General features: G+C 72.1%; 12 protein-coding genes and 1 pseudogene. 2 read left to right on the top strand and 11 right to left on the bottom strand.

The window, feature by feature from the left end; translation table 11 throughout:
• The 4 genes from GT030_RS28815 to GT030_RS37445 all read right to left on the bottom strand — a co-directional run.
• Positions 1-194, bottom strand: a 194-nt coding sequence (locus GT030_RS28815) for a putative T7SS-secreted protein (RefSeq protein WP_161203595.1), incomplete at its 3' end; no start/stop codon positions are given.
• Complete coding sequence (locus tag GT030_RS28810; RefSeq protein ID WP_161203594.1) at positions 194-844, bottom strand: hypothetical protein; 651 nt, start codon at positions 842-844, stop codon at positions 194-196. The genes GT030_RS28815 and GT030_RS28810, both read right to left, overlap by 1 nt.
• On the bottom strand, positions 841-1,272 hold the full coding sequence (locus GT030_RS28805; protein WP_161203597.1) for a hypothetical protein: 432 nt from the start codon (positions 1,270-1,272) through the stop codon (positions 841-843). The genes GT030_RS28810 and GT030_RS28805 overlap by 4 nt, the downstream gene beginning before the upstream one ends.
• 242 nt (positions 1,273-1,514) lie before the next feature.
• Positions 1,515-4,607: an FG-GAP-like repeat-containing protein gene (locus GT030_RS37445; RefSeq protein ID WP_161203593.1), complete on the bottom strand. Its 3,093-nt coding sequence runs from the start codon at positions 4,605-4,607 to the stop codon at positions 1,515-1,517.
• Between the two features lie 637 nt (positions 4,608-5,244).
• On the opposite strand from GT030_RS37445, the gene GT030_RS28795 reads away from it, so the two are divergent.
• Positions 5,245-6,528, top strand: coding sequence for a cation:proton antiporter (locus tag GT030_RS28795; protein ID WP_161203592.1), 1,284 nt, complete (start codon positions 5,245-5,247; stop codon positions 6,526-6,528).
• 95 nt (positions 6,529-6,623) lie between these two features.
• Here GT030_RS28795 and GT030_RS28790 read toward each other — a convergent pair whose 3' ends face one another.
• The 7 genes from GT030_RS28790 to GT030_RS28760 form a co-directional block, all read right to left on the bottom strand.
• On the bottom strand, positions 6,624-7,019 hold the full coding sequence (locus tag GT030_RS28790; protein ID WP_161203591.1) for an Imm50 family immunity protein: 396 nt from the start codon (positions 7,017-7,019) through the stop codon (positions 6,624-6,626).
• A 49-nt stretch (positions 7,020-7,068) separates the two neighbouring features.
• Positions 7,069-7,443, bottom strand: coding sequence for a fluoride efflux transporter CrcB (gene crcB / locus GT030_RS28785; protein WP_161203590.1), 375 nt, complete (start codon positions 7,441-7,443; stop codon positions 7,069-7,071).
• Positions 7,440-7,826: a DUF190 domain-containing protein gene (locus GT030_RS28780; RefSeq protein WP_161203589.1), complete on the bottom strand. Its 387-nt coding sequence runs from the start codon at positions 7,824-7,826 to the stop codon at positions 7,440-7,442. The genes crcB and GT030_RS28780 overlap by 4 nt, the downstream gene beginning before the upstream one ends.
• Positions 7,823-8,299 carry a CrcB family protein gene (locus GT030_RS28775; RefSeq protein ID WP_161203588.1) on the bottom strand — a complete coding sequence of 159 codons (477 nt, stop codon included), beginning with the start codon at positions 8,297-8,299 and terminating at the stop codon, positions 7,823-7,825. The genes GT030_RS28780 and GT030_RS28775 overlap by 4 nt, the downstream gene beginning before the upstream one ends.
• A gap of 139 nt (positions 8,300-8,438) precedes the next feature.
• Complete coding sequence (locus GT030_RS28770) at positions 8,439-9,197, bottom strand: TIGR03943 family protein (protein WP_161203587.1); 759 nt, start codon at positions 9,195-9,197, stop codon at positions 8,439-8,441.
• A complete protein-coding gene (locus GT030_RS28765; protein WP_202460689.1) occupies positions 9,194-10,231 on the bottom strand; it encodes a permease in 1,038 nt (345 codons plus the stop codon). Before GT030_RS28765 ends, GT030_RS28770 begins: the two co-directional genes overlap by 4 nt.
• Positions 10,232-10,344: 113 nt before the next feature.
• Positions 10,345-10,818, bottom strand: a complete 474-nt coding sequence (locus GT030_RS28760; protein ID WP_161203586.1) for a carboxymuconolactone decarboxylase family protein — start codon at positions 10,816-10,818, stop codon at positions 10,345-10,347.
• 378 nt (positions 10,819-11,196) lie between these two features.
• On the opposite strand from GT030_RS28760, the pseudogene GT030_RS35895 reads away from it, so the two are divergent.
• Positions 11,197-11,656: pseudogene (locus tag GT030_RS35895) on the top strand (hypothetical protein); the annotation flags it as partial.

The raw sequence follows: 11,656 nt of genomic DNA, 5'->3' as shown, positions 1-11,656 counted from the left end.
GCGCCCAGGTCGGAGGCGACCTCGTCGCCCCAGTCCTCCACGCCGTCGGCCCAGTCGTGCAGGCCGACGCGGTCCATCGCGCCGCCCAGCTTGTCCGTGCCGGAGTCGACCAGCTCGCCGGCCTTCTTCTTGCCCTTGTCGTACAGGTTCTCGGCGCCGCCCAGCAACGAGTTGGTGAGGTCCCCCAGCCCCATCAGCCCTCACCGCCCTGCTGCTCGGCCGCCTTCGCGCGGGCTTCCGGGGACGGGCCGAAGGTGTCGTCGAGGAACTGGTCGTACTCCTTGTCCGACATGCCCACCGCGCCGTGCAGGTTCTCCGGGGTGACGGGGACCGTGCCGATCAGGGGCGCGGTCATCGCGTCCCGGCCGGCGTCCTTCCAGCCCTGCTTGCTGTTCTCCCACGCCTGCTCGAAGGACTCCTGCGAATAGTCCACCGTCCGGCCGGACTTGGCGATGTCCCCCCAGCCCATCTTCTCCACGTCCTCCTCGGAGGCGTACGGGTTGCCCACCGCCGAGTTGGCGACGACCTTCACGCTGCCCTTGAGGTACTGCTCGGTCTCGTAGTACGTGCCCGCCGACAGGTTGGTCTTCTGCGCGAAGGCGTTGCCCTCCGCGATCAGGGCGCGTACGCCCCACTCCCAGCGTTCGCAGAACGTCTTCAGCTCACCGGTGAGGCCCTCGTGGCCCAACTCCAGCCCCGACAGGGCGATTCCGGAGAAGCCGCGGCCCGCGCCGGCCTGACCGACCATGCCCAGCTCGCCCAGTTCGCCCAGCGCCTCCGTCAGGCCCTTGGCGATCTCCTCCAGGCCCTGCGCCTGGAGATCCATCCCGCCCTCGCCACTCATATCGCACCCCCGTGCCGCGCCTCGTCGTCCAGGTCCACCGCCGCGCCGTCCGGCACGATCCCCGCCACCGGCGGGAACACCACCCCGTCCGAACCGTCCGCGCAGTCAAGCGCCACCCCGCACGGCACACCAGCGGCGGGTACAGCCGCGTCCAACAGACGTGCGCCAAGGACGCGCTGGTACGTCCACTCTCGTGCCGACTCCCCGCGCGCGGTGGCGTACCGGGCGAGCGCCTGCTCGTCGGAGAAGGCCAGGATGAAGCGGATGCCGTTGAAGTCGGCGGTCAGCAGCGCCTGTTCGCCGCCCGGATCATCACCCAACGGCACGAGAACGGGAGTACGGCGGAACTCCCCCAGCAGCTCGGCGAACTCCCGTTTGCGCGCCGCCACTTCAGCCGCCTGGGCGGGCGCGATGCCCGAACTCGCCATCCGGTCCCCGTTCTCAGACATGCCGCCATCATCACGACTGCGACGAGAGCGGACAAGTTCATACCCGTCACACCCTTGTCACGTGCGGGATGCGGCGGTCGCCGGGAACCGCGCCCGGCGGGACGACACGGCCCGCGTCACGGTCGACGCGCGGCGCGGGTGCGTTCCTCGACGCACCCGCGAGGAAGGCGGTCCGCTGCGCGCTCTGGAGGCGCGGGCCTGGAGGCTGTTGTCCCCGACCGTCAGTACAGCGCCTTGTAGACGCCCCAGCCACTGCCGATCTTCACCCGTCCGCCGAAGCCGCCCTTGCCGTTGCCCGCCCAGCGGTACAGGTTGCCCGTGGTGTCGCGGGCGAGGAGGTCGTTGCGCCCGTCCTGGGTCAGGTCGCCGACACCGACCAGGGCGTTGTACGTGCGGAAGCCCGAGGCGATCTTCACTCGCCCCCCGAAGCCGCCCTTTCCGTTCCCGTACCAGCGGTAGAGGTTGCCGGCCTTGTCCCGGCCCAGAAGGTCGCCCGGTCCGTCGCCGTTGAGATCACCCACTCCCACCAGCGCCGTATAACCGGACAGTCCGGTGCCCACGCGCACCCGGGGTTTGAACGTGCCCTTGCCGGTGCCGGCGTGGAACCACAGGACTCCGGACCGGTCACGGGTCAACAGGTCGGAGCGGCCGTCGCGGTTGAGGTCCCCGGACGAGGTCAGCAGATCGTACGTGTTCCAGCCCTTGCCGATGAGGGTGGACTTGTTGGACCCCCGGGCGAAGTACACCTGTCCGAAGCCCCAGTACGCCCGCAGCTCGCCGGCGGAGTTGCGGACCAGCATGTCCGCGTACCCGTCGCCGTTGAGGTCGCCGCCCGGCACCAGGGTGGAGGAGGTCGGCCAGTCAGCGGTGTAGCTGCGGTTGTAGAAGTGCCCTTGGGGGTGCCCCTCCCACGAGTCGGTCCGGCCGTCCTTGCGGACCGCCACCATGTCGGGGAAGCCGTCGCAGTCGTAGACATGGGTCGGGAGGGCGCCGCACAGCACCTGGAGGAGGCCGCTTCCCACCTTCACCGGCGCGGTCCCGCCGCCGACGCGGGCGGTCAGCTGGTAGGTGTAGGTGCCACTCGGAGGGAGAGCGCCGTTCGACTCCCTCCCGTTCCACGAGGCCCCCATGGCGTCGCGACCGCGTACGGCTCCGCCCCTCAGCGTGGCCACCCTGCGCCCGGTCGCCTTCTGGGCGATGTCCACTTGCCAGGAGTCCACGGGGCGGCTGAGCAGGAACGAGGCCGTCCAGGTCGAGTAGTACGACGAGGTCGTCCTCGGCGCGACGTTCCCGTTGGTGTATTCCTCCCCCACGACCGGGGCGGAGTCCGGCACGCCGTCCGCCGCCACGTGCACGCGGCGGTCGGCGTCCACGTAGGCGACGTGACCGCTGTACTTGTCCACCGTCCACGTGATCCTGCGGTCGTCCGCGAGGGTGCTGGCGGCGAGGGCGGCGAAGGAGCGCTCCGCGAGCGGGCTGCCGGTGTGGAAGTCGGTCAGCTTGAGCTCGCGCGCCGCGCGGTCGTGCCGGATCATGTAGCCGTCACCGAGCATGGCGGGGCCCGACGGCACGGCGAAACCACGGTTTTTCGTCAGGTCGTACACGCCGGCCTGCTTGTCGGCACCGCAGGACCAGTACAGCCATCGCGCGGTCACCTGCAGCTCGGTGGGCACGCAGGCGGCGCCGGTCCGCACGGTGCGCACGGGCTTGCCGGGCGCGGTGGCGTCCGAGGTCAGCCGCTCCGCGGTCAGCGTTCCGGGGCTGGCGGGGGCCGCGCTCCACAGGGTGGAGTACCAGAGCGCCGCGGCCTGCACCGGGCGGCTGCGGATCACCCGGTTGTAGCCCGGGTCGATCAGGTACTGGGTCTTCGGGGAACTGCCGTCCACCACCACGTACGAGGGGGACGCGTCCCGGACCTCGCCGCCGCTGCCGGGCAACTGCATCTGGACGTGCGAGGTGTAGGGGTCCACCCGGGTCTCCAGGTACGTCCGCCCGTCCTTCTCGGAGAGGAAGGACGCCCCGTACCCGTTGCCCTCCACGATCCGTACGCAGTCCTCACCCGTCGCGCAGCGCACGGTGGACGAGGGCAGGCCCACGGGCACGGGCTCGGCCGCTCCCGCGAGGGGGACCGGCCCGGTGCCGATGTCCTGCTGGTGGAGGGAGATCCTGCCCTCGGTGCTGTCCACCCGGCTGAGGGTGCCGCGGTACAGGCTCAGTCCCAGAAGCTTGGCGGTCACCGGGGGCAGCGGCTGGGCCGCCTCATGTGCCGGTGTTTCCCCGGGGCGCGCGGTGAAGCGGTGCACCGCCCAGTCGCCGCTGCCGGTACCGCCGACGAACAGGGCGCTTCCGTCCGCCGCCTGGGGCGGGGAGTCCGATACGAGCGCGAGATGGTCGAGTACGGTGGTCGGCTCCGCGCCGTCGAGCGGCCGGGCGGTCAGCCGCCGGCCGAGCGTGGTACCCGAGGTGGTGTCCGGGGCCGAGGTCAGGAGGGTGTCGCCGAGCAGTGCCAGGGGGAACGCGTCGTCGGGGAGCGGGAACTCCTCGGTCCCGGAGGAGAAGTCCCCGCGCGGCAGCCAGCGCAGGCCGGCGTAGCCGTGCCCCCACCAGGCGATCCGGTCGGCGCTCAGCAGGATGTTCAGGCCCTCGCCGCTCATCGCCTCGGGGAGCGGTGTGATCACGGCCGTCGCAGGGTCCAGTAGGCCGTAACGGTACGCGCCGTCCTGCCGGAAGGAGATCACCGCGCCGCGGTCGTCCGTGGCCTGCTGCTGCAGGGAGAGGCTGTTCAGCTGGGCGCCCGCGGGCAGGCCGGTGAGGTGCAGCGGCTGCGCGGCGGTGGCTCCCGGGTCCAGGAGCACCCCGGCGGAGCTGGTGGTGCTGGTCGCGGACTCCAATGCCAGCACCTTGCCGCCGACGGTCCCTTGGAAGGTGTGGTGCGCCGGGAGCTGTACGTCCCGCCGCTCACCGGTGTGCGGATCGAGCAAGGTATACCAGGCGGCGCCCCGGGCCGGGCTCGGTGAGATGGCGAGCAGGTCGCCACCGGCGCCGACCGGACGTACGAGCGCGTTGGCCGGCAGGGTCTGCAGGCCGGACACCTGTGCCGAGGTGCCGCTCGCGAAGTCGGTCCAGGTGTAGCCGTCCCGGCCCTCCTGCTGGTGCAGAAAACCGGTGCTGCCCACCGCCAACGGGGTGTCCACACGGGGTGTGGCCCGGTCGGCTGGCGGGATCACGACCTCCTGGGACGGGTCAGCCGCAGACGCCACCTGGGCGGCCTGCGCGGGCGCCGCGGCCGCGGCGAACGGGACTGCTGTTCCCACGACCGTCAGAATCGTGGCGGCCGCACCGGCCGCGAGGCCCGCGCCCCCTCTGCGGCGGCCGCGTCCACGCAATGGTTCAGTCGACGTCCGGGTCAACGCCCCCACGCCCCCCTCGTTGATGCGATCATGTGCCGCCGTGCGGCGCCCCGTTCGTGGCCGGACGCTCTGCCGCGCCGGTCCACGGTGGCTGCGGTGGATCTCGTCAGCCACGTGCGTGGTAGACGCTAATGGATCAACGAGACCCTGGTCAGCCGCAGGAAGATCACGATCAGACAATCTGACGATGCCTCGACGGGGGCGGCCCCGACTGCGATAGGTCGCCCGGCCCCTCCCCGCGTATCGGTCATCGAGACCGCCACTTCGACCGGCGAACAGGAACGGGTCTGAGGCCTCCCGGCGCACTCGGGCGAGAGCCCCCGCCTTCATGAGGGCCCGAGCGCGCGTCGCAGCGTCCACGTGCTCCGCTCGACCCGGCACCCTCACCTCTCGTTGGGCCGACCGAGCCGGGCTGGGCGGGTTCGGCCCAAGGTTTCCGCAGGGCCGGCCGGAGGCGACGTAGGGTCGGACTTCGTGTCTCTGCGTGACGGGACGGCGCGACCGCCCTGGCGACGACGGGTGTCCGGCGTGAGGAGTGCGGATGAACGGCTGGGCCGTCGTGGCCGCCGGGTGTGTGGTCGTCGGCTATGGGCTGTTCTCGCGGCGCCTGTCGACCACGGTGCTCTCGGGACCGCTGGTGTTCATGCTCGTGGGTGTGGCGATCGGCCCGCTGGGCCTGGATGTGCTGGACCGTGCGAAGGACCCCGAGGTCACACGGACGCTGCTGGAGAGTGCGCTGGTGCTCCTGCTGTTCGCGGACGCGGCGGCAATCAGGCTCCGGGACCTGCGCCGGGAGGAGTTCCTGCCGCTGCGGCTGCTCGTGGTGGGACTGCCGGCCACGATGGCTCTGGGGTGGCTGGCGGCCTGGCCCCTGCTGCCCGGCCTCGGTGTGTGGGAACTGGCCCTGGCCGCCGTCATCCTCGCGCCGACGGACGCCGCGCTCGGGCAGCAGGCTTTCTCCAACAAGCGGGTGCCGCCGCTGATCCGCGGCGGCCTGTCCGTGGAATCCGGTCTGAACGACGGTCTGGCGCTCCCGTTCTTCGTGCTGGCGCTCGCGGCGGCCGGTGAGGGCCACGGTCGTCCGGGCGTGGCCGAGACGTTCCTGCGGGCGCTGCTGCTGAGCAGCGGGATCGGCATCGCCGCCGGCTGGGCCGGGGCGAGTCTGCTGCGCTGGTCGCTGACCAAGGGGTGGAGCACCTCCGACTGGCGGCAGTTGCTGGTCCTCGCCGTTCCGGCCGTCGCCTACGCGCTGTGTCTCATGGGCGAGGGAAGCGGCTTCATCGGTTCCTGGGCCGCCGGCCTGGCCTTCGGCGTCCACCTGCGGCGGGCACCCGCCGGTCCGAACCTGCGTCCCGAGGACTCGGACCCCGTGCACAGCACGACGTTCACCGAACGGCTCGGCCTCCTGCTCGCCTCGCTGAGCTTCCTCGTCTTCGGCGCGGTCATCCTCGGACCGACGCTCCAGCACCTGACGTGGCGGATGGTCGTCTACGCGCTGCTCAGCCTCACCGTCGTCCGGATGCTGCCGGTCGCTCTCGCGCTGATCGGCACCGGGCTGCGCGCCACCTCCGTGGCCTACATCGGCTGGTTCGGTCCGCGCGGGCTCGCCTCCCTCGTGTTCGGCCTGCTCGCGTACGAGGAACACCTGCCGGGGGGAACCCTGCTGAGCGGAGTCGTCGCCGTGACCGTCGGCCTGAGCGTCATCCTCCACGGAGCCTCTGCTCCCTTCCTGGGGAACCGCTACGGCGCATGGTTCACCAGAACACTGCGCAGGGAGACAAACCTGAGGGAGAACGCACTCGCTCACGACGACACACCGCGCTGACGGCCCGGCCGCCGGTGACCCGCAGCCGTACGTGAGCTCCGTCGCGAGGCGGGCGTCGAGCGCCGGCCACTGCCGGACCGGTCGGCGCACGAACGTCACTCCTGGGCGTAGGCCCTCAGCGCCGCCAGGTAGACGGTCCGGGCGACCGCTTCGACGGTGGTCCCGGGGGCGGTGACGTGTACGGCGACTCCGTCCCCGGCCGCCGTGAGGGTGACGTCCGCCGTGATCTCGGTGCCGAAGCCGTGCAGGGTGAGGGCGCTCAGGCCGGTGAACGCCAGCTCGGTCTGCACGGTGTTGAAGCCCTGCGCCGCCCATTTCCAGGGCGGGTCGGCGGGGTACGGCAGGTCGAGGCGGAGCGTGAGGGCGGGGCCGTCCTCGTGGAGGGTGAGCTGCCGGAGCCGTACGGCGGTGAGGGGTGGCGGCTTGGCGCCGTAAATCGCCTTCAAGCCCTGGGGGTTGACGAGGTGGGTGGGCCAGGGCTCAGGGGGCATGGGGGCATCTTCTCCGAGGGGGGTCCGGCGGGCGTCGTACGAGTCGGCATCACGCCCAGATCGCCTCTGCGCACGCCGTGCCCGTGAAGGCCGCTCCCAGGCCCGCCACCACGCTTCCCACCACGTTGGCCGCCGCCAGGAAGCGGGCGCCGTCCTCCGTGAGGCGGAGGGTCTCGTAGGAGAAGGTGGAGTACGTGGTGAGGGCGCCGCACAGGCCGGTGCCCAGGAGGAGTTGGGTGTGGGAAGAGGCGGCGCCCGCTGCGACCGCGCCGGTCAGGAGGCCGAGGATGAAGCAGCCGAGGACGTTGACCGTGAAGGTGCCCCAGGGGAAGACGGCGTCGTGGCGTTTTTGGACGGCGCGGTCGGTGAGGTAGCGCAGCGGGGCTCCGGCCATGCCGCCGATGATCACGAGGAGCCAGTTCACGCCTTCTTCTCCTTGCCCGGGTGACGCCGGGAGTGGCGGCCCGAGTGGCTGCCGGCGTAGCGGATGACCTCGCAGTCGTCCAGGATCACCAGCCCCGACTCCACCAGCTCGTCCAGTTGCGGCAGGAACGCCCGTACCCGCTCCGGGGTGTCGACGATGACGATCGCCACCGGCAGTTCCTCGTTCAGGGAGAGCAGCCGGGCGGTGTGGATCAGGGAGGACGCGCCGAAACCCTCGATGCCCCGGAACACGCTGGCACCCGCGAGACCGGCCGCGTGCGCGCGGTGCACGATCTCGCTGCAGAGCGGCTTGTGGCGGTGGGTGTCGTGCTCGCCGATGATCGTCATCCCGAGGGCGTCGCCGGTCAGCCGTGTCGTGGTCATCGCTGCCTCCGGGCCAGGACGCGGCGCGTCAGCGCCACCGCGAGTCCGACCGAGCCGAGGGCCGCGAACAGGGTCGCGGCCAGATACGCGAGGGCGGTGCGCGCCTCACCGGCGTTCACCAGCCGCTCGATCTCGACGGCGTACGTGGAGAACGTGGTGAAGCCCCCCAGCACCCCCGTCCCGAAGAACGGCCGGACCAGCCGGTGCGCCGTCCATACCTCGCTGATCAGCACCATGAAGACGCCGATGACCGCGCAGCCGGTCACGTTGACCAGCAGGGTGGTCCAGGGGAAGCCGGGGTTCGCGACGGGCCACAGCAGTGACGCCGCGTACCGGGCCGTCGCACCGGTCGCGCCGCCTGCCGCGACCACCGCCACGACCGGGCCCTGACCGCGCCACGCCTCCTGCCACTGGGCGGGAGAGCGCAGGTCGAGGTCGGGGTCGACGGGTTCGTTCGTCGTGGGTCGTTTCATGGGCGTACGTCTCCTACTCGCCGAGGCCCGCGCAGGCGGGCGCGCTCCATCGCAAGTAGGGACTGTCGGCGGCGTTGAGGCGCGGCCGGTCACCAGCGTATCGCGGGGGGCGGGACGGGACGCAGCGCGGCGGCCGCGCCTACGACGGGGTCAGCGGGAGGTCGTCCGTGTACGCGTTGACCGGCTGGGCGATGGGGTGGGTCTCCCGGACGTCGAGCGCGGCCTCGGCGGTCTTCGTGCCGAGGCGGCCCGCGGGGTGCCAGGTGCCGGTGACCGCGAGCCAGGTGTTGGCGGGCGGGGCGTCGGAGCCGTGGACGCGGACCTTGACGGTCTGGGAGTCGGCGGCGCAGCAGGTGAAGATGATCCGGGTCAGGTACCAGCCGCCGCCTGCCCCGGCCGGGGTGACGAAACCGGTGAGCTGCACCTGCCGGCCCCTGATCGCCAGCGTGGGGTCCTGCTGGACGCGCTGGGTGAAGCCGGTGAGGGTCAGGGGAAGCGGGGAGGTCGCGGGGAGGGCGGGGAAACGTTCCTTCGGGGTGGTGGCGACCGGTTTCCCGTTGGAGTGGGCCGCCGTGTACGCGCCGAGGGCGGGCGGGGCGTAGAGGAGGAGGCTGAGGGCGGGGAGGGCGAGGAGCCAGGCGACCGTGGGGGCGGTGGAGTGGTCGTGGCCGGGTGAGTGGGCTTCGTGGTGGTCGTGGGACTCGTGGGGCTCCCGGTTTCCGCGCAGGTCGAGGCAGGCGTTCACGGCGCCGAGGAGCAGCAGGACGACGCCGGACGCGATCAGGACGGGGCGCAGGCCCTCCTTGACGTAGCGCAGGTAGAGGTCGGTGAAGAGGGCCGTGTGCAGCAGGCCGGCGCCGATGAGGGCGAGCAGGGCGGTCTGGGCGGGGCGTCTCACAGCAGCACGCCTCCGGTCAGGGCGCTGGCGGCGACGGCGACGACCGTGGTCGCGGCGGAGAACCGTACGGCGAAGGCGCGGCCGAAGGTGCCCGCCTGAAGGGCGATCAGCTTCAGGTCCACCATGGGGCCGACCACCATGAAGGCGAGCCGGGCTGTGGGGGAGAAGCCTGTGAGTGACGCCGCCACAAAGGCGTCCGCCTCCGAGCAGACGGCGAGCAGGACGGCGAGCCCGGCGAGGAACAGTACGGAGAGCCAGGGCGAGCCGGAGAAGGCGTCGAGCACGGTGCGCGGTACGGCGACGTTGAAGGTGGCCGCTGCCATCGCGCCGAGCACCAGGAAGCCACCGGCGTGCAGGAAGTCGTGCTGGAAGCCCTGGCGGAACTCGGCCCAGCGGCTGTGCCCGTGCTGGTGGCCGGTGTGCCGTACGGCCGGGCGCAGCCACTTCTCCTTGCCGAGGCAGAGCCACAGCCAGCCCATCACGGCGGCGGTGGCCAGCGAGGCGGCCAGCCGGGCGGCGACCATCGCGGGGTTGCCGGGGAAGGCGACCGCCGTGGCGGTGAGCACGATCGGGTTGATCGCGGGCGCGGACAGCAGGAAGGCGAAGGCGGCGGCCGGGGTGACACCCCGCCGGATCAGGCTGTTGGCGACCGGTACGGACGCGCACTCGCACCCCGGCAGCACCGCGCCCGCGATCCCCGCGACCGGTACGGCGAGCGCGGCCCGCCTGGGCAGCACGCGGGTGAACAGGTCGGCCGGGACGAACGCGTTGATCGCGCCGGACAGCACGGTGCCGAGGATCAGGAACGGCAGCGCCTGCACGGTGATCGCCAGGCAGACCGTGCGCCACGCCTGTACGGCGGGCCGGTCGAGCACTCCGGCGCGGGCGAGCAGCAGCACCGTGATCCCGGCGGCCGCGGCGGCGGTGAGGGCGAGCAGCGGGCGTACGGGGCTGGGGCGGGCCGGTGGAGCGGTGGGGATGACGACCGTTGCCGCCCTGTCGACCACTCCCACCAGCTCATCCGTTTTTCCCATTTGCACTCCGGATGTCGGTGTTTGGCCGACGATAAGCGAGGGGCGTGCGCGCGGTGGGGCGCACACGCCGTCTCACCTCCGGATGCCCCAGGAGGTTCCGGCCCGGGTCCGGCTCAGGCCGGCTGACCGACCTGGTAGTCGCCGGCGGGCATGCGGATCATGACGTTCATGCGGTTGTAGGCGTTGATGAGGCCGATCAGGAAGACCAGGGCCGCGAGCTGGTCCTCGTCGTAGTGCTTGGCCGCGTTCGCCCACGCCTCGTCGGTGACGGCGCCCGGCGTGTCGGCGAGCCGGGTGCCCTGCTCGGCCAGTTCGAGGGCGGCGCGCTCGGCGTCGGTGAAGACGGTGGCCTCGCGCCAGGCGGCGACCATGTTCAGCCGGAGCGGGGTCTCGCCCGCGTGCGCGGCCTCCTTGGTGTGCATGTCGAGGCAGAAGCCGCAGCCGTTGATCTGGCTGGCGCGGATCTTCACCAGCTCCTGGGTGGCAGCGGGGAGGGTGGAGTCCGAGACCACCATTCCGGCCGCGTTGATGTGCTTGATGATCTTGGCGGTGGCGGGGATGGCGAAGGGGTTGAGGCGGGCGGTCATGGGTGCGCTCCTGTGGGTCGGTTCCGGTGGATTCACGGTTACGACGGGCGGGGTGACGGGGGTGTGACATGTGGGGGTGTGAGCCGGGTCACCAGGCGCCCTGGGGCCGGGGCACATGGGGTGCGGCGACCTGGAGTCGGGCCACATGGCATGCGCCCACAGGGCTGGACCACATGGAGCGCGCCCACATGGGGCCAGACCACATGGGGCCCGCCCACACGGGGGGCGCCCACATCGCTTCCGGCCACACCCGTTCCAGCCACCCGGAATCCGCTGGGAATGTGTGCAGGAGGGCCACATGGGGCGCACACACTCTGCTGATGGTCCCGTTACGGTGGCGGGCGCTCACCCGCGCCCGTCGACCCAGGAAGACCGCGAATGGACTACTGCTCCGCCTGCCGTCGGCATCTGAACGGCGCCCTGGTCTGCCCCGGCTGCGGTGTCTGCGCCTCCCCGGACCTGGCCCCGATGCCGGTCCGCACAAGCCGGTACGCCGTGCGGCAGCCCGGCGATGAGGACGTGCCGGCGCCCCGTCGTGGCAGGTCGGTGCCCCCGCCGATCGCCGCCCCGCACCGTCCGGCGGAGGTGCCGTCGGGCAGTGGCCGCGCGGCCCGGCGTCGTGAGCAGTCCCGTTGGAGGAAGACGCGCCGCAGGGCCGCCCTGGCGACCGCCGTCGCCCTGGTCGGCGGTGGCCTCACCCTCGCCGCCGCCCTGAACCACCAGCCCGCCGACCGCACCCGCCCCACCGCGGCCCAGGGCGAACAGCCGATGGGCGGTACGGGCCCCGAGGCCACGGCCGGCCTCCCGGTACCGACGACGTCCCCGACCGGTCGCCCCA

The sequence above is a fragment of the Streptomyces sp. SID1328 genome, assembly GCF_009865595.1.
In the GTDB taxonomy this organism is placed as follows: Bacteria; Actinomycetota; Actinomycetes; order Streptomycetales; family Streptomycetaceae; genus Streptomyces; species Streptomyces griseoluteus.
Note: the sequence above shows the minus strand (reverse complement) of the source record. Positions and strands in the feature narration are given on the sequence as shown.